Below are 21,792 nucleotides of genomic sequence, written 5' to 3'. Positions count from 1 at the left end.
CATGACCTAGCCGATATCGGGCCTGTGCCCACCGCCGACGAGGGGTCCACCGGAATGGCGATCACCCGGGACGAGGTCGCGAACCTCGCCCGCCTGTCGCGGATGTCCCTGTCCTCCGCCGAACTCGACGCGCTCGCGCCCCAGCTGGAGGCGATCATCGGCGCGGTGGCCCGGGTCTCCGAGGTGGCGGCGGCGGACATCCCGCCGACCTCGCACGCCGTACCGCTCACCAATGTCTTCCGCGCGGACGTGACCCGCCCGTCGCTGCCGGTCGCCGACGTCCTCGCCGGTGCTCCCGCCGCCGAGGACGGCCGGTTCCGGGTGCCGCGCATTCTCGATCCGGAAGAGTGAAGGGCACCAGGCCGCACATGACCGACCTCTCAGACACCTCGACGACGCCCGCCGGCCCGGCCGGGCCGGATGACGTCGTCCGGCTGACGGCCGCCGCGACGGCCGCCGCGATCGCCGCCGGCGAGCTTTCCGCCGAGGAGGCCACCCTCGCCGCGCTGGACCGCATCGCCAAGGTCGACGAGGCCGTGCACGCGTTCCTGCACGTCGACGCGGAGGGCGCGCTCGCGGCGGCCCGCGGGGTGGACGCCCGCCGGGCCGCGGGGGAGAAGCTGGGACCGCTGGCCGGCGTCCCGCTGGCGCTCANGGACGTGTTCACCGCCCGCGGCATGCCGACCACCTGCGGCNGCCGGATCCTGGAGGGCTGGCGGCCGCCCTACGACGCGACCGTGGTCTCCCGGTTGCGCGCGGCCGACGTCGTCATCCTCGGCAAGGTCAACATGGACGAGTTCGCGATGGGCTCGTCCACCGAGAACTCTGCCTACGGCCCCACCCGCAACCCGTGGGACCTCACCCGGATCCCCGGTGGGAGCAGCGGCGGCAGCGCGGCCGCGGTGGCCGCGCACGAGGCGCCGCTGTCCATCGGCACCGACACCGGTGGGTCGATCCGCCAGCCCGCGGCGGTCTGCGGCCTGGTCGGGGTCAAGCCGACCTACGGCGGAGTCAGCCGCTACGGCCTGGTCGCCTTCTCCAGCTCTCTGGACCAGGCCGGGCCGATCACCCGCACCGTCGCCGACGCCGCGCTGCTGCACGCGGCCATCGCCGGGCACGACCCGCTGGACAGCACCAGCGTCGACCTGCCGGTGCCGCCGGTGGTCGAGGCCGCCGCCCGCCGCGACATCCGCGGCCTGCGGGTGGGCGTGGTGCGCGAGCTGTCCGGCGAGGGCTACGACCCCGGGGTGCAGGCGGCGTTCGACGCGGCCGTCGCGGAGCTGGCCGCGCTCGGCGCGGAGGTCGTGGAGGTGAGCTGCCCGCACTTCACCTACGCGCTGGCGGCGTACTACCTGATCGCGCCGAGCGAGTGCTCGTCCAACCTGGCCCGGTTCGACGCGATGCGCTTCGGGCTGCGGGCCGGCGACGACGGGCGGGCCGGTGCCGAGGAGGTCATGAGCCACACCCGGGACGTCGGCTTCGGTGCCGAGGTCAAGCGGCGGATCATGCTCGGCACCTACGCGCTGTCCTCCGGCTACTACGACGCCTACTACGGGCAGGCGCAGAAGGTCCGGACGCTGATCAGCCGGGACTTCGCCGCCGCCTACGAGCAGGCCGACGTCCTCGTCTCGCCGACCACGCCGACACCCGCCTTCCCGCTCGGCGACAAGGTCGACGACCCGGTGGCGATGTACCTGTCGGACCTGTGCACCATCCCGTCGAACCTGGCCGGGGGGCCGGCGATGAGCCTGCCGGCGGGTCTGGCCGGCGGGCTGCCCGTGGGCATCCAGATCATGGCGCCCGCGTTCGCCGACGACCGGCTCTACCTGGTCGGCGGGGCACTGGAGGCCGCACTGGACGCCCGGCGCGGCGGCCACCCGCTGCTCGACGAGGCGCCCACGCTCTAGCACCGGGTCGGCGCCGGGAGGAGGACTGACGAAGAACATGGTCGAGCTGCGCAGCGGTCGCCAGGACCGCGCACTGTTGCTGATCGTCTGGGGGCTCACGGTCGTCGTGCTTGTCCTCGGAGCCCTGACGCTGAGCCCGATCCTGCTGGTCTGGGGGGTCATCGGCCTGCCCGCGGCGGTCCTGCTGAGCTACGTCCACCTCCGTGACACCCGGCGGTCCGCGACGGCGGCCGGCGGCCGGCCGGCCGCCGGCGACACCCCGGACGGTCAGCGTGGGCCGGGGGGCGCCGGGAAGGCCGGCGCCATCGAGGACGCCGTCGACGACGGCATCGAGGAGGAGTCATCCCGGTGAGCACATCGGCTCCCGTCATCGCCACCCCGTCCTACGAGGACGCACTCGCCCGCTACGAGGCGGTGATCGGGCTGGAGACCCACGTCGAGCTCGGCACCGCGTCCAAGATGTTCTGCGGGTGCGCGACGGCCTTCGGCGCGGAGCCGAACACCCAGGTCTGCCCGGTCTGCCTGGGCCTGCCCGGGGCGCTGCCGGTCGTGAACGAGGCGGCGGTGCGGTTCGCGACGCTCATCGGGCTGGCGCTGAACTGCACGATCGCCTCGTGGTGCCGGTTCGCCCGGAAGAACTACTTCTACCCGGACATGCCGAAGAACTTCCAGATCAGCCAGTACGACGAGCCGTTGTGCTCGAACGGCTGGCTGGATGTCGAGGTCGAGGGGGAGATCCACCNGGTCGGCATCACCCGGGTCCACCTGGAGGAGGACACCGGCAAGTCGCTGCACGTCGGCGGGGCGACCGGGCGGATCCACGGGGCGACCCACTCGCTGGTCGACTACAACCGCGCCGGCATCCCGCTGGTCGAGATCGTCACCGAGCCGGACANCCGCTCGCCGGAGGTCGCCCGCGCATACGTCGACGAGCTGCGGGAGCTGTGCCGGGCACTGGCCGTCTCCGACGTCCGGATGGACCAGGGCTCGCTGCGCTGCGACGCGAACGTCTCGCTGCGCCCGCGGCCGGCCGCGGGGGAGCCCGACGCGCCGTTCGGCACCCGTTCGGAGACGAAGAACCTGAACTCGCTGCGCTCCGTCGAGCGGGCCGTGCGTTTCGAGATCGTGCGGCAGGCGGCACTGCTGGACGCCGGCGAGCGCGTGGTCCAGGAGACCCGGCACTTCGACGAGGCGTCCGGGCGCACCTCCTCGGGCCGCTCGAAGGAGGAGGCGACCGACTACCGGTACTTCCCCGAGCCGGACCTGACTCCGCTCGCGCTCAGCAACGAGTACGTCGAGGCACTGCGGGCGGTCCTGCCGGAGCTGCCGGCGCAGGCGCGGGCGCGACTCATCGCCGAGCACGGCTACACCGCCCGGGAACTGCAGGAGATGCGCAACGCCGGTGTCCTCGACCTGGTCGAGGCGACGGTGGGCGCGGGTGCGACACCCGCCGGGGCCCGCAAGTGGTGGCTCAACGAGCTTGCGCGCCGGGCCGCCGACGCCGGTATCGAGCCGCGCGACCTGGCGATCACCCCGTCCCAGGTGGCGCGTATCTGCGAGCTCGTCGCCGAGGGGAAGCTCACCGACGCGCTGNGGCGCAAGGTGGTCGACGGTGTGCTCGCCGGGGACGGCTCGCCCGACGAGGTCGTCGCCGCCCGTGGCCTCGCGGTGGTCTCCGACGACTCGGCGCTGCGTGCCGCCGTCGACGCGGCCATCGCGGGTGCGCCGGACATCGCGGAGAAGGTCCGGGGCGGCAAGCTGAACGCGGTGGGGCCGCTGGTCGGCACGGTGATGAAGTCGATGCGCGGCCAGGCCGACGCCGCGGCTGTCCGCCGCCTCCTGCTCGAGCGGCTCGGCGCTTCCTGAGCTCCGCCGGTCACCGGGCGCCCCGGCCTGTCGGGGCGCCCGGGTGACCGGCGCGGGCGGCGCGTCGTCCGTCCAGGACGGGACGGGCGTCACATGCCCTCGGCGGCCCGGCACCTGGCGCGGCGCGATGTGCGACGATCGTCACGATGCCTGGGACCACACGGGGGCGCCTGCTCGCCACCAGCGACATCCATGTCCGCCACCCGGAGAACCGGGCGGCCGTCGAGCGGATGCGGCCCACCCACGAGGATGACTGGCTGCTCGTCGTCGGCGACGTGGGTGAGTTGTTCGACGACATCGAATGGGCGCTGCGCCTGCTGGCCGGCAGGTTCGCCCAGGTCGTGTGGGTGCCCGGCAACCACGAGCTGTGGACCCTGAGCCGGGACACCGTCACCCTGCGGGGTGAGGCCCGCTACCGCCGCCTGGTCGAGCTGTGCGCCGGGCTCGGCGTGCTCACCCCGGAGGATCCCTATCCGGTCTGGACCGGGCCGGGCGGCCCCGTGCGGATCGTGCCGATGTTCCTGCTCTACGACTACACGTTCCGCCCGGACGGCACCTCGACCAAGGAGGAGGCGCTCGCCGCCGCCTACGCCGCCGGGGTGGTCTGCTCGGACGAGTCGGTGCTGCACTCCGACCCGTACCCCACCCGGGACGACTGGTGCCGAGCGCNGGTCGCGCTCACCCGGGAGCGGCTGGACTCCTGCCCGCGGGACGTCCCGCTGGTGCTGGTGAACCATTTTCCGCTGGTGCGGGAGCCGACCAGGATCCTGCGCTATCCGGTGTTCGCCCAGTGGTGCGGCACCGAGCTCACCGCGGACTGGCACACCCGCTACAACGTCGCCGCCGCCGTCTACGGTCACCTGCACATCCCCCGCACGACCTGGCACGACGGCGTCCGGTTCGAGGAGGTGTCGGTGGGTTACCCGCGCGAGTGGCGGGCCTGGCGGACCCGCCGCCCGGTGCTGCGCCAGATCCTGCCCGCGCCGACGGGCGAGCCGGTCCCGCCCTGGGGTGCGCCGCGCGACGAGTCCGCGCAGCTCGAAGGCGGTCGCACGGCCTGACCGGCCCGCGCGCCGGTGGGGCGGCGCGGCCCGCGCACGTGCCGCCGCCCGCTCTGGTTCGGAAGCGCCGGCGGCGCGTGTGGTCTGCCTTGTTGCCACCATCGGGGGCTTCCGCGTGTCGGCTTGCCGACGAGCGCGGCGCGTCGGATGCGGACCCGGGGAGCCCTTCGTAGTGTGTGGGCGGGCCCTGCGGGCCCGACAGGACGTTCCGTGAGCAGGGGGGAGGCGAGCCGTCATGCCCCTCACGCCCACGGGCTACAGCCCGTACAGGTCACGCCGTCGGGGGCGCGGCCGGCGGGGTCTCCTGGCCGCCACCCTGGTACTGGTCCTGCTGGCCGTGGGCGGCGGGCTGGCGTACTGGCTGAAGACGCGGTCGGACGCCCGCACGGCCGACCGGCAGGTCGCCTCGGTGGCCGCCGCCTACCTGCAGGCCTGGAAGGCGCTGACGATCGCGCCGTCCGCGGCGGAGGCCACCGACGGCGGCACCGGTGGTTCGCCGGCCGCGGGTTCGCCGGCCGGATCCAGCGCCGCGCCCGCCGGTGCCGACGCCGCGGGCCAGACCCGCGAGCGCGCCGGTGCCGCGGTCAGCGCGCTCAGTGTGGACGGCGACGTCCCCGTGGCGAAGCTCGTCGGGCTGATGACCGACATCCATGACCGCCTGTCGGTCACCGGGCTGGAACTCGTGGCCGGCAAGCCGAAGCGCACCGGCGACAGCGCGACCGTTCCCTACAGCGCGAGCCTCACCCTCGCCGGCTTCGCCGAGCCGCTGGCCTACTCCGGTTCGCTGGATCTGGTCCGGGCCGACGGGAACTGGAAGGTACGGGCCCAGCCGTCCGCCGTGCACCCTTCGCTCAAGCCGGGGCTGCGGCTGGACCGCACCGACTCCACCGGCAGACGAGGTGCCCTGCTGGACGTGGACGGGCGCCCGATGGAGACCAACCCCGAGCTTGCCGGGAACCTGATCGGCCGGGTCGAGCCGGCGTCCGGCCTGCAGCGGGTCTACGACGCGCGACTGCGGCCCCAGGGCGGCTCGGTGGTGGTGCGCACCGAGGGCAACGAGACCGTCGAGACCCTCAAGGCCTACCCGAGCAGTGACGGCGAGGCGATCCGAACCACGATCAATCTGGACGTCCAGCGCGCCGCCGAGGGCGCGTTGGCGACCGCGTCGCGGCCCACCGGTGCGCTCGTCGCCATCGACACGCGCACCGGCGGTGTGCTCGCGGCGGCGAACCACCCGCTCAACGGCTATGGGCGGGCGGTGCGCGGGTCCTACCCGCCCGGCTCCACCTTCAAGATCATTACAGCGGCCGCCGCGCTGCTCGACGGCAGGACGGCCGACACGACGATCGACTGCACGCAGACCGTGAACGTCGGCGGGCGGGAGTTCCAGAACGCCGAGGCCGAGCAGTTCGGGCCGATCTCGTTCCGCACGGCCTTCGCCAAGAGCTGTAACACCGCCTTCATCAGGCTGGAGCAGTCCCTGCCCGACGGCGCGCTGGAGCAGGCCGCGAGACTGTTCGGCTTCGACGGCGCGGAGCCGCTGCCCATCGCCAGCGTCGGCGGCTCGTTCCCGACCCCGCGGGACGGCGTCGAGTCCGCGTCCGCGTCCATCGGGCAGGGGCGGGTCGCGGCGTCGCCGCTGCAGATGGCGAGTGTCGCCGCCGCCGTGGCCAGCGGCACCTGGCACCAGCCGTTCGTCGTCGGGGAGTCCCCCCGCGCCAACCCGATCCCCGAGCAGGTCCTGGGGCCGCTGCGCGACTTCATGCGGGCGGTCGTCACCGAGGGGACGGCGGCCGGTGTCCCGATGCCGGGCGAGGTGCACGGCAAGACCGGGACCGCCGAGTACGCGGACGGGAACCCGCCGCCCACCCACGGCTGGTTCGTGGGCTACCGCGGTGATGTCGCCGTGGCGGCGGTCATCGAGGACGGTGGCTTCGGCGCCGAGTCGGCCGCGCCCGTGGTGTCCGCCTTCTTCACCGCCCTCGACGGCGGTCAGATCGCGGCCCCGCCGCCGGCCGGCTGACCTCGGCCGGGGTCGCCCGCGGCCGGCCGCCGGCCGCCGCCGTGTGGTCTGGCTCTCCGGGCTCGGCGGTCCGCTTGACGCGGTGGCGGATGTCGGGGATGGTTGACCGCGTGCTGCTTGGCATCCTCGTACGCTTGGAGCGCGTGTAGTCGGACCAGATTCGGTCTCCGACCACCCGCGCCGCCCCTCAGTGCCCTCGGCACGAGGGGCTTTTTCGTGTCCGGCCCCGTCAAGGAAGACGACAGATGACCAGAGAGACCAGACAGATCACCGGAGCGCAGTCGCTCGTCCACTCGCTTGAGGCGGTCGGGGCCGATGTGGTCTTCGGTATTCCGGGCGGGGCGATCCTGCCCGCCTATGATCCGCTGTTCGACTCCACCCGGGTCCGGCACGTGCTGGTCCGGCACGAGCAGGGTGCCGGGCACGCCGCCGAGGGGTATGCGCAGGCCACCGGCCGCGTCGGGGTCTGCATGGCGACGTCCGGGCCGGGCGCGACGAACCTCGTGACGCCGATCGCGGACGCCTACATGGACTCCGTGCCCATCGTCGCCATCACCGGCCAGGTGCCGAGCGCCGCGATCGGCACCGACGCGTTCCAGGAAGCCGACATCTGCGGCATCACGCTGCCGATCACCAAGCACAACTTCCTGGTCCAGTCCGCGGACGACATCCCGCGCACGATCGCCGAGGCCTTCCACATCGCCGCGACCGGCCGTCCCGGTCCGGTGCTGGTCGACCTGCCCAAGGACATCCTGCAGGGCCTGACCTCGGTGCTGCCGCACGAGGTCTGGCCGCCCACCCTGGAGCTGCCCGGGTACCGGCCGGTCACCCGGCCGCACGCCAAGCAGATCCGCGAGGCGGCGAAGCTGATCAGCACCGCCCGCCGACCCGTGCTCTACGTGGGCGGCGGGGTCCTCAAGGCGCGGGCCGCCGCCGAGCTGCGGGTGCTCGCCGAGCTCACCGGCATTCCGGTGGTCACCACGCTGATGGCCCGCGGTGCCTTCCCGGACTCGCACCCCCAGCACCTGGGCATGCCCGGCATGCACGGTTCGGTCGCCGCCGTCACGGCGATGCAGAAGTCCGACCTGCTGATCACGTTGGGGGCCAGGTTCGACGACCGGGTCACCGGGCGGCTGGCGTCCTTCGCGCCGAATGCCGCGATCATCCACGCGGACATCGACCCGGCCGAGATCGGCAAGAACCGGGTCGCGGACGTGCCGATCGTGGGCGACTGCCGGGAGGTGATCGCCGACCTGACCGCCGCGCTGCAGGCGGAGCCCCGGCCCGACCTCGCGGCCTGGTGGCACACCCTGGACCGCTGGCGGGACACCTACCCCGTGGGCTACAGCCAGCCGCCGGACGGCTCGGTCGCCCCGCAGCACGTCATCGAGCGCCTCGGCCGGATCGCCGGCCCGGAGGCGATCTTCGCCGCCGGGGTCGGCCAGCACCAGATGTGGGCGGCCCAGTTCATCTCCTACGAGCAGCCCTACACCTGGCTCAACTCCGGCGGCGCCGGGACGATGGGCTACGCGGTGCCGGCGGCGATGGGCGCGAAGGTCGGCCGACCGGACGCGACGGTGTGGGCGATCGACGGCGACGGCTGCTTCCAGATGACCAACCAGGAGCTCGCCACCTGTGCTCTGGAGGGCATTCCGATCAAGGTGGCGGTCATCAACAACGGTTCGCTGGGCATGGTGCGCCAGTGGCAGACGCTGTTCTACGACCAGCGTTACTCGAACACCGACCTGGGCACCCATCCCGCCTCGTCGCGCACCGGGGTGACCCGGGTGCCGGACTTCGTGCGGCTGGCGGAGGCCCTCGGCTGTGTCGGGCTGCGCTGTGAGTCGCCCGACGACATCGACGCGACCATCGAGAAGGCGATGAGCATNGACGACGCCCCGGTTGTGGTCGACTTCGTGGTCCACCCGGACGCCATGGTGTGGCCGATGGTGGCCGCGGGAGCCAGCAACGACGAGATCCAGTTCGCCCGCGACATGGCCCCCGACTTCGACTACTCCGGCGACGCGGAGGTCNACCTGTGACCCGGCACACCCTCTCGGTCCTCGTCGAGAACAAGCCCGGTGTCCTCGCCANGGTGTCCGGCCTGTTCTCCCGGCGCGGTTTCAACATCGAGTCGCTCGCCGTCGGCCCGACCGAGCATCCCGACGTCTCGCGGATGACCATCGTCGTCGCGGTGGAGGACCTGCCGCTGGAGCAGGTCACCAAGCAGCTCAACAAGCTGGTCAACGTGCTCAAGATCGTCGAGATGGACCCCGTGGTCTCGGTGCAGCGCGAGCTGATGCTCGTCAAGGTGCGCGCCGACCTCACGGTCCGCTCCNAGGTGCTGGAGACCGTGCAGCTCTTCCGCGCGAAGGTCGTGGACGTCGCCCAGGACGCGGTGACGATCGAGGCCACCGGCACCCGTGACAAGCTGGACGCGCTCATCCGCATGCTCGAGCCCTTCGGGATCCGCGAGCTGGTCCAGTCCGGCATGGTCGCGCTCGGCCGCGGCTCGCGGTCGATCACCGACCGCAGCCTGCGTGCCGTCGAGCGTTCGGCCTGACCCACCTCCGTTCCCGTCTTTCCGCCCGCAGTTCCCACCGGCAGTTCCCACTAGGAGATTCACCAACGATGGTCGAGATCTACTACGACGACGACGCGAACCTCGCGAACCTGGCCGACCGCAAGGTCGCCGTGATCGGCTTCGGCAGCCAGGGGCACGCGCACGCGCTGAACCTGCGCGACAGCGGGATCGACGTCCGCGTCGGCCNGCCCGAGACGAGCACCAGCCGGGCCAAGGCCGAGGAGCAGGGCCTGCGGGTGGTGACCCCGGCGGAGGCCTCCGCCGAGGCCGACATCATCATGATCCTCACCCCGGACACCACGCACCGGAAGATCTACGCCGAGTCGATCGCGCCGAACCTGGCCCCGGGCAAGGCACTCGCGTTCGGGCACGGCTTCAACATCCGCTACGGCCTCATCGAGCCGCCGGCCGGCGTCGATGTCTTCATGGTCGCGCCGAAGGGCCCGGGTCACCTGGTCCGTCGCGTGTTCACCGAGGGCAAGGGCGTTCCCGTACTCGTGGCCGTCGAGTCCGACGCGTCCGGCAAGGCGCTCGACATCGCGCTCGCCTACGCCAAGGGCATCGGTGGCACCCGGGCCGGCGCGCTGCGCACGACGTTCACCGAGGAGACCGAGACCGACCTCTTCGGCGAGCAGGCGGTGCTGTGCGGCGGCGCCAGCGCGCTGGTGCAGGCCGGCTTCGAGACGCTGGTCGAGGCCGGGTACACCCCCGAGGTCGCCTACTTCGAGTGCCTGCACGAGCTGAAGCTGATCGTCGACCTCATGTACGAGGGCGGCATCACCCAGATGCGGTACTCGATCTCCGACACCGCCGAGTACGGCGACGTCACCCGTGGCCCGCGGGTGGTCACCCCGGCGGTCAAGGCGGAGATGCGCAAGATCCTGGGCGAGATCCAGGACGGCACGTTCGCCCGCGAGTGGGTTGCCGAGGACGACGCGGGCCGCCCGAACTTCACCAAGCTGGTGGAGGAGGGCAAGCAGCACCCGATCGAGCAGGTCGGCGGCAAGCTGCGTCCGATGATGTCCTGGATCGCGAAGGGCTGAGGCCCGCCGGCCCGCCGGCCCCGGGTCGCCCGGGCCGGCCGGCCGCGGATCGCGCCGGGTCACCCAGGTGGCCCGGCGCTGTCGCACCCGGTGGTGGCGCCGCCCGCGGCGCCGGCGGCGGGTGCGGAGAGTGGCCACCGGCGGGCGCGGCGGCGGCGCGGTGAGAGCGGGCACACCGCCGCGGCGCCCGATCGTGCCGAGCGTCGTGGGTAGGCTGTAGCCGCACCGCACCGCCCACCTGATTCGACACCGTCGTCGTCCGCCCGGGCAGCGGCGCAGTACGGCACCCGCCGCTGCGTCCTCCTCACTGGTGGCCGGCGGCGAGCTGCGCTACTAGGAGCAGACCGTGCCCGTCGTACTCGTCGCCGAGGAGCTCTCACCGGCCGGGCTCGAGGTCCTTTCCGGGGACTTCGAGATCCGCCACGTGGACGGCGCCGACCGATCCGCGCTGTTGCCGGCGCTGGCGGACGTGGACGCGGTCCTCATCCGCTCGGCCACGAAGATCGACGCCGAGGCGCTCGCGGCGGCGCCGCGCCTCAAGGTGGTCGCCCGGGCCGGCATCGGGCTGGACAACGTCGACGTCCCAGCGGCCACCAGCCGGGGTGTCATGGTGGTGAACGCGCCGCAGTCGAACATCGTCAGTGCCGCCGAGCACGCCATCGCGCTGCTGCTCGCGGTCGCCCGCCGGGTTCCGGCGGCGCACGGGGCGCTCGTCAACGGCGAGTGGAAGCGGTCGAAGTACGTCGGCGTGGAGCTGACGGAGAAGACCGCGGGCGTGGTCGGCCTCGGCCGCATCGGCGTCCTGGTCGCGCAGCGCCTCGCCGCCTTCGGCATGAAGATCCTCGCCTACGACCCGTACGTCTCGGTGGCCCGTGCGTCGCAGCTCGGTGTGCAGCTCGTCGACCTCGACGAACTGCTCGCCGCCAGCGATGTGATCACGATCCACCTGCCGAAGACACCGGAGACGCTCGGGCTGATCGGCGCGGAGCAGCTGGCCCGGGTCAAGCCCGGAGTGATCATCGTGAACGCCGCGCGCGGCGGCCTCGTCGACGAGGCGGCGCTGGCCGAGGCGGTCCGTTCCGGCCGCGTCGGTGGGGTCGGCCTCGACGTGTACGCCAAGGAGCCGACCACCTCCTCGCCGCTGTTCGGCCTGGAGAACGTGGTCGTCACGCCGCACCTCGGCGCCTCCACGCAGGAGGCGCAGGACAAGGCGGGCCTCGCGGTGGCGAAGTCGGTGCGTCTCGCGCTCAGCGGCGAGTTCGTGCCGGACGCCGTCAACGTGCAGGCCGGTGGGATCGTCGCCGAGGACGTGCGGCCCGGCCTGCCGCTGGCGGAGAAGCTGGGGCAGCTCTTCTCCGGCCTCGCCGGGGGCGTCGCCGCGGCGATCACGGTCGAGGTCCGGGGTGAGATCGCCGTCCACGACGTCTCGGTGCTGCAGCTGGCGGTTCTCAAGGGTGTCTTCACCGACATCGTCTCCGAGCAGGTCACCTACGTGAACGCCCCGCTGATCGCCAAGGAGCGCGGGGTCGAGGTCGCGCTGGAGACCTCGGAGGACAGCCCGGACTACCGCAACCTCGTCACCGTGCGCGGGGCGCTGCCGGACGGCACCGCGGTCTCGGTCAGCGGAACCCTGGTCGGTTCGCGGCAGGTGGAGAAGATCACCGCGATCGACGGCTTCGAGGTGGACATCCGCCCCGAGGACCACCTGGCGTTCTTCCGCTACGAGGACCGTCCGGGCATTGTCGGGGCGGTGGGCGCGCTCCTCGGCGAGGCCCACATCAACATCGCCAACGCCCAGGTCAGCCGGCTGAGCGCCGGNGGCGACGCGCTCATGTCGCTCTCCCTGGACGACGCGGTGGCCCCCGACATCCTGACCGAGATCGCGAAGATCATCGGCGCGTCGTACGCGCGGGCGGTGAGCATCTCCGTCGGCTGATCCGCCGGACCCGGGCGAGGCCGTCCGCCGCGCCGAACCACCCCTTCTGGGGCGGGTCGGCGCGGGCCGGCGCGAGTCGGTCTGATGCGGGTGATCCTTGGGCGTATGCGGCGCCCGGCACGTCTGCCGGAGTTACCGTGACAGACATGGCGCCACGGCACCCGGATCCGTTCGAGGACGTGCGGCTCGACGAGCGTTTCGTGAGGTCAGCGCGGTTTCTGGAGCCCTCGGCCCGGGAGCGCACCGGCCAGCTCCCGGCGGCCCGCGGCGTGCGCTGCACCGTGGTGCCCGCGCCACGCGGCCTGCACGGGCTGGTCTACCGGCTCTTCGTAGCCCCGCCGCGCCCGGCGCCCCGTGCCCGGCGGCTGACCCGGGTGGTCGCGGTGTTGACGCTCGGCATCGGAATGATCAGCCTGACGTTCGTCGCCCTGCGGCACACCGCGCGCGGTGTGCCGGTGGCCGCGCAGCCACTCCCCGCGTCCGCGGTCAGCGCGCCGGGCGGCCCGGCCGGTTCGGTTACCTCGGCGAGTGCGGCGGGTGCGGCGCAGTCCGGCGGCTTCGCCCAGGCCACGGCGGGGCAGGCGGCCGGGTCGCCGTCGCTGGCGGTCGACCCCGCCGCGCGGGCTCCGCAGGGCGTCGACCTGTCACCGGGGCTGTTCGACGCGCTGCGTCCGGGGGACTGCCTGGCCTGGCCCGCCCAGCCCCCGACCCGGCTGGCTCCGGAGCCGGTGAACTGCGCGGAACGCCACCTCGACGAGGTCACCCAGATCGTCGATCTGGCCGCCAGGTTCGGCCTGTGGCCGGGGGCGGAGGTGCTCAGCACGGTCGCGGCCGAGGCCTGCGCCGACTCCCCGTGGGCCTATGCCCGGGTCCTCGACGTGGCTGGGCACGGCGTCGCCTCCGTCCGGCCGGATCGGGCCAGCTGGGAACGGGGTGTGCACGGCGTCGCCTGCACGGTGCGACCGACCGACCTGGTCCCGCGCGCGGGGCGGTTCGTGGTCCCGCCGGCCGTCCGGAGCTGACCGCCGACCCCCGCCCGACCCCCGCCTGACCCCGCCGCCCGACCTCGGCGGCCGCCAGACCGGATCGGGTAGGCTGTTGCTGCGATGCGTGCGCTTCTCCTTCTTAGGTGCCGCGGCGGGGCCTGATCCGGACTCACTGAGATCCGGAATGTGGCTGGCTTCCCCGCCGCGGAGTTCTCGTGCGTCAGCACCGGTACCCGCCCTGTGCGGGAGCGGCACGCTTATCCGAGGAAGCAGGAGCAAGTGATCACACCGCAGCAACCGTCTGGCATGCCCATCGAGAAGTACCGCCCCTTTCCGGCGGTCGCGCTGCCGGACCGTACCTGGCCGAACGCCACGATCACCCAGGCCCCGCGCTGGTGCAGCGTGGACCTGCGGGACGGCAACCAGGCGCTGATCGACCCGATGACCCCGTCCCGCAAGCTGCAGCTGTTCGAGCTGTTGGTCGCCATGGGGTACAAGGAGATCGAGGTCGGCTTCCCCGCGGCCAGCCAGACGGACTTCGACTTCGTCCGCCAGCTGATCGAGGGCGACCGGATCCCCGACGACGTGACGATCCAGGTGCTGGTCCAGGCGCGTGAGGAACTGATCGAGCGCACCGCCGCGTCACTGGTCGGGTCCGACCGTGCCCTGATCCACCTGTACAACTCGACCTCCACGCTGCAGCGGCGGGTCGTGTTCGGGCTCGACCGGGCCGGGATCACCGACATCGCGGTGCAGGGTGCGCGCTGGTGTGCGCAGTACGCCGAGAAGCTGCTGGACGGCACCGATGTCCGCTGGCAGTACAGCCCCGAGTCGTTCACCGGTACCGAGCTCGACTACGCGGTGGAGATCTGCGAGGCGGTGATGGACGTCTGGGAGCCCACGCCGCAGAATCCGGTCGTTCTGAACCTGCCCGCCACCGTCGAGATGTCGACGCCGAACGTCTACGCCGACCAGATCGAGTGGGTGAGCCGGAACCTGACCCGGCGCGACGCCGTCGTGCTGTCGCTGCACCCGCACAACGACCGGGGCTGTGCGGTCGCCGCGGCCGAGCTGGGCGTCATGGCCGGCGCCGACCGGGTGGAGGGCTGCCTGTTCGGCAACGGCGAGCGCACCGGAAACGTCTGCCTGGTGACCCTGGGAATGAACCTGTTCTCCCAGGGCATCGACCCGCAGATCGACTTCTCCGACATCGACGGCGTCCGCCGCACGGTCGAGTACTGCAACCAGCTGCCGGTCCACCCGCGGCACCCCTATGGCGGTGACCTCGTCTACACGGCCTTCTCCGGCTCCCACCAGGACGCCATCAAGAAGGGCTTCGAGGCGATGGAGCGCACCGGCCAGACGCTGTGGGAGGTGCCCTACCTGCCGATCGACCCGAAGGACGTCGGCCGCAGCTACGAGGCCGTCATCAGGGTCAACAGCCAGTCGGGGAAGGGGGGCGTGGCCTACCTGATGAAGTCGGAGTACGCCCTGGACCTGCCGCGACGGCTGCAGATCGAGTTCTCCGGCGTGGTGCAGCGGCACACCGACGAATCCGGCGGCGAGGTGACCGCCGAGCAGCTCTGGGAGATCTTCACCCGCGAGTACCGGCCGGAGGGCGGGGACCCGGCCGCACCGCTGGAGCTGCTCGGCTCGCGGACGACGGCGGCGAGCGGGGAGCGGGACGAGGTGACGGTCTCGGTTCGGCTGCGCGGCGAGGAGACGGTCATCACGGGCAGCGGCAACGGCCCGATCGACGCCTTCGTGGCGGCGCTGTCCGCACGCGGGATCCCGGTACGCGTGCTGGACTACAACGAGCATGCGCTGGGCTCGGGGGCGGACGCGCGGGCCGCGGCCTACCTCGAGGTCGCCGTCGGTGACCTGGTGCTCTGGGGGGTCGGCATCGATCCGAACATCGTCACCGCGTCGATGCGCGCGGTGGTCAGCGCGGTCAACCGGGCGGCGCTCCGCACCGGCTGACCCGCCCGCGCGGGGCGGGGCCCGCGGATCACCGTCCGCGGGCCCGGCGCGATCGCTCGGCTCGGGCCGGGCGCGATCGCTCGGCTCGGGCCCGGCGTGGTCGGGTCGGCGCGCGGCTCAGGCCTGGCGCGCGGCGGGCGTCACGTCGCGGATCCCGCGCCGGACCTGCTCGACCAGCTCGGCGGGAACCTCGGTGATCCCGTGTTCGACCAGGGCGTGTCTGGCGGCGGCGGCGAGCATCTCCTCCTCGCTGACCGCGACCAGCCGGGTCTCGCAGTCGTGGATGATCGCCCCGCAGTAGAACTCCTTCATGACCGGGGGGCGGGCCACGGCTATCTCATGGACCCGCGCCGCGGCCGCACTGTCGGGCCGCTGCCCGATGAGGGCCTGCGCGGTCCAGTACCGGTTCCGTCTCATACCGCCGAGAGCTCCGCGAGTCGCAGCATCAGCCGCTCCATCCGTACCAGACCGAGGGGTCGCCCCATTTCGGTCACGATTATCACCGGGTCGAACCGGCTTCCCTTGGGGCGGGTCATGGCTCGCCGGGCCACCTCGGTGACGGGCTCGTCCGGCAGCGCGAACAGCGAGGTGGGGATCCGGCGGGCGGCCTGCCCACCGGCCCCGTCGGCGAGCCGCAGCGCGACCGGCCGGCACCGGTTGCTGACGATGATGGTCATCCCGCCACCGGCGTCGTGGTCAGCGGTGGGTTCCGCTCCGCCGAGCTGAGGGCTGTCGGGGTCCCCGCCGCTCCGCGGCGCGCCGGACAGCGATGGCCCGCAGGGCGGGCAGGCGAGGTCGTGGGCGCAGCTGCGGTAGTCGCTGGTGGCGATGCTGGCGGGTTCCATGAGGCTCACGATGTGCGCGGACCGGATGGCGCGCGCGGAGATTAGCCGGATGCGCCGGGCCACCGCCGGGTCCAGGGACTGCCAGCGTGCCGACGGGCGTCCGAGCAGGTAGCCCTGCCCCAGCGGAACACCCAGTGTGACGAGCATGGTGAGTTCCTCGACGCGCTCGACACCCTCGGCGATGACCCATCCGTTGAGGCGGCTCGCGAACCCGCCGACCAGCTCGGTGAGTGCGATCTTCNCCTGGTCGTCATCGATGTTGGCGACCAGGGACCGGTCCAGTTTCACGAAATCAGGCCGGATGTGGGTGAGCTGACGCAGTCCCGCATAGCCCGAACCGACATCGTCCATCGNGACGAACGCGCCCCTGTTCCGGAGCTCCTGCGACATCGCCGTCAGGGTGGGGGAGTAGTCGAACGCGACTGCCTCGTTGAGTTCGAGAACAAGCCGGGAAAGATCGGCCCCGCGCCAGACGGCCGCCACCTCGGGGCTGGAAAGGAGATGCGGGAAGACGTTGACGGCGAGAAAGCAGCGGTCCGGCAGGTGGTCCCGGGCGGCGATCGCCAGGCGAAGCACCCGCGCCTCGATCTCGGCCGCCCGCCCGCGCCGGTCGGCCTCGGCGAAGACGAGGTCGGGGGCATTGCGCGGATCATCACCGAAGCGGGCCAGGGCCTCGTAGCCGGCCGTGACGCCGCGCCGGAGGTCGACAATCGGCTGGAAGACAAGGCTTGGCAGGTCGGGGTCGGCGAGGATGCCGTCGATGTCCGGGCCGGTGGCCGGCTGTGGTCTCGGCGTGGGTGGGCCGGCCGTCGTGGCCGGATCGGTGTCCCCTCGGCCGGCGGACCCGCGGGCCCCGGACGGGTCGGTGCCCATGGGACCACTGATCAGGCGCTGAGCAACCATGCGCCGTGCACCCCCTCATATCACCGCACGCCGCCTCAGCGATGTTGTGTTTTTCTACCACTTTGACGGTGGGGTGGGCATGCCGTCGCCGCGGAGTTGTGGTGGTGTGCGAGGGCGTGGTCCGAGCTTTGTCCACGGCGAATTTTCCGCGGCCGACGTGATTGTGTTCCGGTTGATGTCCTGTCGCTTTATGCGGTTCTTCTGGCCGGCCGCGGCGCCGAGCGCCGTGGATACCGGGCACTCATTTAAACGAAACGCACGCTTCGCGGCCGCTGCCACGCCAGTGGTCCGTGCGGTGGTCCGCGCCGGTGATCCGGGTATGTGACCCGGTGGCCCGCGGCCTGGGTCGACGGACGGACGCACCCGAAGACGTGTCCACTCGTGTCTTACAGAGGGTGACCATCGGGTCGGTCGCGCCGGGGCGGCGCACGGACGCCGGCTAAAGTCGGGCCTCATGAGGCTTGCGGTCATAGGTGGGGACGGGATCGGTCCGGAAGTGGTGGCCGAGGGGCTGCGCGTGCTGCGCGCGGTGTACCCCAAGGTCGAGACGACCGAGTACCAGCTGGGCGCCCGGCTCTGGCACTCCACCGGGGAGACGCTGCCGGACAGCGTCCTGGCGGAGCTGCGTGGCCAGGACGCCATCCTGCTCGGGGCGGTCGGGGATCCCGGGGTGCCCAGCGGCGTCCTCGAGCGCGGGTTGCTGCTGCGCCTGCGGTTCGAGCTCGACCACCACGTGAACCTGCGGCCGGTGCGGCTCTACCCGGGCGTGACCACACCGCTCGCCGGTACCCCCGACATCGACATGGTGGTGGTCCGGGAGGGGACGGAGGGGCCGTACGCGGGCGCCGGCGGCACGCTCCGCCGTGGCACGCCGCACGAGGTGGCGACCGAGGAGAGCCTGAACACGCGTTTCGGGGTCGAGCGGGTCGTCCGGGACGCCTTCGCTCGGGCCAGCCGTCGCCCCCGGGCGCATCTGACTCTGGTGCACAAGACCAACGTCCTCACCAAGGCCGGCGACCTCTGGGCCCGCACGGTGGCCGAGGTCGGCGCCGAGTTCCCCGGGATCACGGTCGACTACCAGCACGTCGACGCGGCGTCGATGTTCTTCGTGACCGATCCGGGGCGGTTCGACGTGGTGGTCACCGACAACATGTTCGGTGACATCCTGACCGACATCGGGGCGGCCATCACCGGCGGCATCGGGCTGGCCGCGAGCGGGAACCTCGACCCGTCGGGCGCGAACCCGAGCATGTTCGAGCCGGTGCACGGCAGCGCTCCGGACATCGCGGGCAAGGGGCTCGCGGACCCGACCGCGACGGTGGCCTCGGTCGCGATGCTGCTTGAGCACCTGGGGCACACCGCGGAGGCGGCCCGGGTGGAGGCGGCGGTCGCCGCGTCGCTGGCGGCGCGGGCCGCGGCCGGCGGTGAGCGGCGTTCCACCCGTGAGATCGGCGACGACCTGGCGGCGCGGGCCGCCGGCTGAGGGCGGGCGGCCGCCGGCCGGGCGAGGGCGGCGGTCGGCTCGGCGCCGGTCGCCGGTCCGCCCGGCGAGGTCACGGGCCGACCGCGGCCGTCCGATGGTCGTTTTCCGTTCGGTCGTCCGGGGGCTATTCTCGGATGCAGCCGTAGATCCGGTACGACGGCAGCCGACAGGGCCCGACCACGGCGACGATCGGCAGTTTCGTCATCTCTGACTGTTCGTCACAGTGTTCGTCCGCGCCCGTGTGCGCCCCGGCGTAAACCCGTACTGGAGTTGTCATGCCCATCACGCCCACCTCGAAGATCTGGATGAGCGGCGAGTTCGTCGACTGGGACGACGCCCGCATCCACGTGCTCAACCCGACGCTCCACTACGGCTGGGGTGTGTTCGAGGGAATCCGCGCCTACGCCACCTCGTCCGGCAGCGCGGTGTTCCGGCTCACCGATCACATCGCGCGTCTTTACCGGAGCGCGAAGATCTACCTGATGGAGCCGACCTTCTCGCAGGAAGAGATCATCCAGGCGACGAAGGACACCATCATCGCCAACGGTGTCGAGTCCTGCTACATCCGTCCGCTGGTGTACCTGGGCTACGGAGAGATGGGCCTGAACCCGCTGCCGTCGTCGGTCGAGGTGATGATCGCGGTCTGGCCCTGGGGTTCCTACCTGGGCGAGGACGCCGAGCGCAACGGTGCCCGCGCGACCATCTCGACCTGGCGCCGCAACGACGCGAACATCATTCCGCCGGCGGCGAAGGCGTCCGGGCAGTACCTCAACTCGTCACTGGCCAAGGTGGCCGCCATCAAGGCGGGCTACGACGAGGCGATCATGACCAGCCCGAACGGCCACATCGCGGACGGTTCGGGGGAGAACGTCTTCATCGTCTCCGGGCGGCGGGTCATCACTCCGCCGCTGAGTGACGGTCCGCTGGGCGGCATCACCCGGGCGTCGGTGATGCAGATCGCGGCTGATCAGGGGTACGAGGTGCTGGAGCAGCACATCGTGCGGACCGACCTCTACCTCGCGGACGAAGCGTTCTTCACCGGCACCGCGGCCGAGATCGTCCCGATCGCCGAGGTGGACGACCGCCGGGTGGGCGCCGGGCGCCCCGGCCCGGTGACCAAGGAGATCCTCGAGATCTTCCACCAGGCGACCCGCGGTGAGCTCGACCGTTACAAGGACTGGAACGAGTTCGTCGGCTGAGTGCCGCCCGAAAGGTCGGTGCACGGCCGGTGCCCATGGCGCCTGCCCGGGTGGGTCGTACCCGGGCAGGCGCCATGCGGCGTTCCAGGGGGCGTCCGCCATGGGGTTCGGCTGCGCCGCGTGGGCGTTATCCGCCGTTTCTGACGGGTCTGCTCTCTCCGGGGCCGCTGCCGGCGGGCGTCGTTCGTAGCTCAGGTGGCGTGTGCTCTGGCCAATTCGACCTTGGCCGCCTACCGTCTCCTGTAGTCGATTCACGATTGCACAAGCGTCAGGAGCCGGTTCAGGAGGACGTCATGCGGGTTTCGGACGGAATGAGCGCTCTGGTCCTCGTGATCGGGCCGAACCACACGCTGCGCCAGGCGGCCACGCTGATGGCGGCCCGCCATGTCGGCGCCGCGGTCGTGCTCGACAGCGAGGCCCAGGGCTTCGGAATCCTGACCGAGCGGGACGTCCTGCGCTCGGTCGCCGCCGGTCAGAACCCGGAGACCGAGCTCGTCGGGGATCACCTCACCCGGGACGTCGTGGTGGCCGGCCCCGACTGGTCGTTGGACGAGGCCGCCGCGACCATGCTGCGCGGCGGGTTCCGGCATCTGGTGGTGACCACGGGCACCGAGGTCGAGGGGGTGCTCTCGATGCGCGATGTGGTCCGCTGCTGGAGCACCCAGCGGGTCGCGGTCTGACGGGTGCATGTCACCGCAAGTGGTCGCCCTGTAACGGTGCGGCCATGATGATGCCGACTCGGGGATCTGTGACGCATCACCCGGCCCAGCAACGCTACGTTCACGGCATGCACGACACTGAGGCGGTCTCCCTGCTGCGGGCGACCACGCTGCTGAAGGAACTCGACGAGGAGGACCTGCTCCGGCTGGCCAGCCGGTCCGTGACCAGGCGGTTCCGCCGTGGTCAGGTGGTCTTCACCGAAGGCGAGCCCGCCGACACACTGCTGGTGGTCGCCTCCGGTCGGCTGAAGGTCCTCACCAAGGCGGACGACGGGCGTGACCACGTCCTGAACATCGCCGGCCCGAAGGAGACCCTGGGCGAGCTCAACATCGTCGAGGCCGGGACGAGGTCGGCGAGCGTCGAGGCCCTGGAGCCGAGCACGGCGCTGGTGCTGGAACGCAACGCCGTGTGGGAACTGGTGCGGGAGCGCCCGGCTGTCGCCGAGCAGCTCATCCGCGCGCTGGTCGCACATGTTCGCCGGCTCACCGTGGCGAACGCCGACCTGGTGTTCCTCGATCTGCCGCGCCGGGTCGCCAAACTGCTGCTGATGCGGATGCGCGAGGCCGGGCGGCCCGTCATCGAGCTGGGGCTGACCCAGACCGAGATCGCGTCCCTGCTGGGCGGGTCGCGCCAGTCCGTCAACCAGGCCCTGCGCGAGTTCGAGCGGCGGGCGTGGATCCTGTCCGAGGGGCAGACGATCACGATCCTGCAGGTCGACCGGCTGCGGCGTTTCGCCGGGGACTGAGCCCGGGCCGCGGACGCGCGGCTGCTGACCGCCGCTGGCTGCTGGCCGCCGGCAGCCTCCGTCGCGGGGGTGCGTAGCGTGGGTGGTGGGTACGGGTCGCGCCGGTGCGGCCGGGGCCGCGGGTCGGTCCTGGCCGGCCCGGGGGTCACCGAGTCGATGTGATCATGGTCGGGGCGTGCGGGAGCCCAGGTCAGCGAACTAATGGCGCTCGCCACACTTGCTATGTGTCCGGCATGTTGCGGCATAGGGTGGGTGGCTGGCGGCGAACCCGTCCCCGTCGCGCGTTCCGGTCACTGACCAGGGAGACCGGGCGCGTGGCGGCCAGACACGGTTCCAGCGAGAGGTCCAGCTGTGCCCCACGACACCCCCACCACGACGCCTCCGTTCGACCGCGAGTCGCTGCACATCTACGACACGACCCTGCGGGACGGCACCCAGCAGGAGGGGCTGTCGCTGTCGGTGGCCGACAAGCTGGTGGTCGCTCGGCACCTCGACGAGCTGGGCGTCGGCT

16 protein-coding genes and 15 pseudogenes are annotated in these 21,792 nt (G+C 72.2%); 27 read left to right on the top strand and 4 right to left on the bottom strand.

Features of this window, described 5'->3' with window-relative positions; translation table 11 throughout:
- Positions 1-54: 54 nt before the first annotated feature.
- From gatC to leuA, 22 genes and pseudogenes are all read left to right on the top strand, one after another.
- Positions 55-351, top strand: coding sequence for an Asp-tRNA(Asn)/Glu-tRNA(Gln) amidotransferase subunit GatC (gene gatC / locus UG55_RS46055; RefSeq protein ID WP_066073762.1), 297 nt, complete (start codon positions 55-57; stop codon positions 349-351).
- Positions 352-368: 17 nt separating this feature from the next.
- Positions 369-654: pseudogene (locus tag UG55_RS43000) on the top strand (amidase family protein); the annotation flags it as partial.
- Positions 655-696: 42 nt separating this feature from the next.
- Positions 697-1,907: Asp-tRNA(Asn)/Glu-tRNA(Gln) amidotransferase subunit GatA (gatA, locus tag UG55_RS24580; RefSeq protein WP_242425052.1), on the top strand; the 1,211-nt coding region annotated here is incomplete at its 5' end.
- 37 nt (positions 1,908-1,944) lie between these two features.
- On the top strand, positions 1,945-2,259 hold the full coding sequence (locus UG55_RS24575; protein ID WP_066073730.1) for a hypothetical protein: 315 nt from the start codon (positions 1,945-1,947) through the stop codon (positions 2,257-2,259).
- Positions 2,256-2,649 (top strand): annotated as a pseudogene (locus UG55_RS42990) (Asp-tRNA(Asn)/Glu-tRNA(Gln) amidotransferase GatCAB subunit B); the annotation flags it as partial. The gene UG55_RS24575 and the pseudogene UG55_RS42990, both read left to right, overlap by 4 nt.
- 1 nt (position 2,650) lies before the next feature.
- Positions 2,651-2,802: pseudogene (locus tag UG55_RS42985) on the top strand (hypothetical protein); the annotation flags it as partial.
- 1 nt (position 2,803) lies between these two features.
- Positions 2,804-3,500 (top strand): annotated as a pseudogene (locus tag UG55_RS42980) (Asp-tRNA(Asn)/Glu-tRNA(Gln) amidotransferase GatCAB subunit B); the annotation flags it as partial.
- A gap of 1 nt (position 3,501) precedes the next feature.
- A pseudogene (locus UG55_RS42975) lies at positions 3,502-3,773 on the top strand (Asp-tRNA(Asn)/Glu-tRNA(Gln) amidotransferase GatCAB subunit B); the annotation flags it as partial.
- A gap of 146 nt (positions 3,774-3,919) precedes the next feature.
- Positions 3,920-4,442, top strand: a pseudogene (locus UG55_RS42970) (metallophosphoesterase); the annotation flags it as partial.
- Position 4,443: 1 nt separating this feature from the next.
- A pseudogene (locus UG55_RS42965) lies at positions 4,444-4,834 on the top strand (metallophosphoesterase); the annotation flags it as partial.
- 235 nt (positions 4,835-5,069) lie between these two features.
- Positions 5,070-6,857 carry a penicillin-binding transpeptidase domain-containing protein gene (locus tag UG55_RS24560; protein ID WP_066073720.1) on the top strand — a complete coding sequence of 596 codons (1,788 nt, stop codon included), beginning with the start codon at positions 5,070-5,072 and terminating at the stop codon, positions 6,855-6,857.
- 221 nt (positions 6,858-7,078) lie between these two features.
- Positions 7,079-8,745: pseudogene (locus tag UG55_RS24555) on the top strand (acetolactate synthase large subunit); the annotation flags it as partial.
- 1 nt (position 8,746) lies between these two features.
- A pseudogene (locus UG55_RS42960) lies at positions 8,747-8,890 on the top strand (hypothetical protein); the annotation flags it as partial.
- A 5-nt stretch (positions 8,891-8,895) separates the two neighbouring features.
- Positions 8,896-8,950, top strand: a pseudogene (locus UG55_RS45750) (acetolactate synthase small subunit); the annotation flags it as partial.
- Position 8,951: 1 nt separating this feature from the next.
- A pseudogene (gene ilvN / locus UG55_RS42955) lies at positions 8,952-9,195 on the top strand (acetolactate synthase small subunit); the annotation flags it as partial.
- A 1-nt stretch (position 9,196) separates the two neighbouring features.
- The coding region (gene ilvN, locus UG55_RS42950; protein ID WP_242425050.1) for an acetolactate synthase small subunit at positions 9,197-9,420 on the top strand (224 nt) is incomplete at its 5' end.
- A gap of 68 nt (positions 9,421-9,488) precedes the next feature.
- Positions 9,489-9,627: pseudogene (locus UG55_RS42945) on the top strand (ketol-acid reductoisomerase); the annotation flags it as partial.
- A 1-nt stretch (position 9,628) separates the two neighbouring features.
- The coding region (gene ilvC, locus UG55_RS24545; protein WP_242425049.1) for a ketol-acid reductoisomerase at positions 9,629-10,484 on the top strand (856 nt) is incomplete at its 5' end.
- 346 nt (positions 10,485-10,830) lie between these two features.
- Positions 10,831-12,302, top strand: a pseudogene (gene serA, locus UG55_RS24540) (phosphoglycerate dehydrogenase); the annotation flags it as partial.
- A gap of 1 nt (position 12,303) precedes the next feature.
- Positions 12,304-12,420 (top strand): hypothetical protein (locus tag UG55_RS42940; RefSeq protein WP_242424904.1); only part of this gene is annotated, 117 nt, incomplete at its 5' end.
- A 146-nt stretch (positions 12,421-12,566) separates the two neighbouring features.
- Positions 12,567-13,442 (top strand): septum formation family protein, encoded by an 876-nt coding sequence (locus UG55_RS24535; protein ID WP_066072267.1) that lies wholly within the window; start codon positions 12,567-12,569, stop codon positions 13,440-13,442.
- A gap of 270 nt (positions 13,443-13,712) precedes the next feature.
- On the top strand, positions 13,713-15,386 hold the full coding sequence (gene leuA / locus UG55_RS24530; protein WP_242425048.1) for a 2-isopropylmalate synthase: 1,674 nt from the start codon (positions 13,713-13,715) through the stop codon (positions 15,384-15,386).
- 117 nt (positions 15,387-15,503) lie between these two features.
- Here the strand turns inward: leuA and UG55_RS24525 are convergent, their stop codons facing one another.
- From UG55_RS24525 to UG55_RS42925, 4 genes and pseudogenes are all read right to left on the bottom strand, one after another.
- Positions 15,504-15,803, bottom strand: a complete 300-nt coding sequence (locus tag UG55_RS24525) for a DUF1059 domain-containing protein (protein ID WP_083987064.1) — start codon at positions 15,801-15,803, stop codon at positions 15,504-15,506.
- Positions 15,800-16,472 (bottom strand): annotated as a pseudogene (locus tag UG55_RS42935) (EAL domain-containing protein); the annotation flags it as partial. The pseudogene UG55_RS42935 and the gene UG55_RS24525, both read right to left, overlap by 4 nt.
- 1 nt (position 16,473) lies before the next feature.
- A pseudogene (locus tag UG55_RS42930) lies at positions 16,474-16,584 on the bottom strand (EAL domain-containing protein); the annotation flags it as partial.
- A 1-nt stretch (position 16,585) separates the two neighbouring features.
- On the bottom strand, positions 16,586-17,134 hold a 549-nt coding region (locus tag UG55_RS42925; RefSeq protein ID WP_242424900.1), incomplete at its 3' end, for an EAL domain-containing protein.
- Between the two features lie 454 nt (positions 17,135-17,588).
- Between UG55_RS42925 and UG55_RS24515 the strand changes: the two genes are divergently transcribed.
- The 5 genes from UG55_RS24515 to UG55_RS28880 all read left to right on the top strand — a co-directional run.
- A complete protein-coding gene (locus tag UG55_RS24515) occupies positions 17,589-18,617 on the top strand; it encodes a 3-isopropylmalate dehydrogenase (RefSeq protein ID WP_066072258.1) in 1,029 nt (342 codons plus the stop codon).
- A 275-nt stretch (positions 18,618-18,892) separates the two neighbouring features.
- The gene (gene ilvE, locus UG55_RS24510) at positions 18,893-19,816 is read left to right on the top strand and encodes a branched-chain-amino-acid transaminase (RefSeq protein WP_066072255.1); all 924 of its coding nucleotides are present in this window, start codon (positions 18,893-18,895) and stop codon (positions 19,814-19,816) included.
- A 293-nt stretch (positions 19,817-20,109) separates the two neighbouring features.
- Positions 20,110-20,496, top strand: coding sequence for a cyclic nucleotide-binding/CBS domain-containing protein (locus tag UG55_RS24505; RefSeq protein WP_066072252.1), 387 nt, complete (start codon positions 20,110-20,112; stop codon positions 20,494-20,496).
- 107 nt (positions 20,497-20,603) lie between these two features.
- Entirely contained in the window at positions 20,604-21,281 is a 678-nt protein-coding gene (locus tag UG55_RS24500; RefSeq protein ID WP_066073759.1) for a Crp/Fnr family transcriptional regulator, read from the top strand.
- 351 nt (positions 21,282-21,632) lie between these two features.
- A partial coding sequence (locus UG55_RS28880; RefSeq protein ID WP_131799257.1) for a hypothetical protein occupies positions 21,633-21,792 on the top strand: 160 nt, incomplete at its 3' end.

The organism is Frankia sp. EI5c (genome assembly GCF_001636565.1).
Classification (GTDB): domain Bacteria; phylum Actinomycetota; class Actinomycetes; order Frankiales; family Frankiaceae; genus Parafrankia.
Note: the sequence above shows the minus strand (reverse complement) of the source record. Positions and strands in the feature narration are given on the sequence as shown.

Coding starts and splice junctions, on each gene's coding strand:
- gatC (WP_066073762.1), top strand. CDS start 55: ATGGCGATCACCCGGGACGAGGTCGCGAACCTCGCCCGCCTGTCGCGG.
- UG55_RS24575 (WP_066073730.1), top strand. CDS start 1,945: ATGGTCGAGCTGCGCAGCGGTCGCCAGGACCGCGCACTGTTGCTGATC.
- UG55_RS24560 (WP_066073720.1), top strand. CDS start 5,070: ATGCCCCTCACGCCCACGGGCTACAGCCCGTACAGGTCACGCCGTCGG.
- UG55_RS24535 (WP_066072267.1), top strand. CDS start 12,567: ATGGCGCCACGGCACCCGGATCCGTTCGAGGACGTGCGGCTCGACGAG.
- leuA (WP_242425048.1), top strand. CDS start 13,713: ATGCCCATCGAGAAGTACCGCCCCTTTCCGGCGGTCGCGCTGCCGGAC.
- UG55_RS24525 (WP_083987064.1), bottom strand. CDS start 15,803: ATGAGACGGAACCGGTACTGGACCGCGCAGGCCCTCATCGGGCAGCGG.
- UG55_RS24515 (WP_066072258.1), top strand. CDS start 17,589: ATGAGGCTTGCGGTCATAGGTGGGGACGGGATCGGTCCGGAAGTGGTG.
- ilvE (WP_066072255.1), top strand. CDS start 18,893: ATGCCCATCACGCCCACCTCGAAGATCTGGATGAGCGGCGAGTTCGTC.
- UG55_RS24505 (WP_066072252.1), top strand. CDS start 20,110: ATGCGGGTTTCGGACGGAATGAGCGCTCTGGTCCTCGTGATCGGGCCG.
- UG55_RS24500 (WP_066073759.1), top strand. CDS start 20,604: ATGCACGACACTGAGGCGGTCTCCCTGCTGCGGGCGACCACGCTGCTG.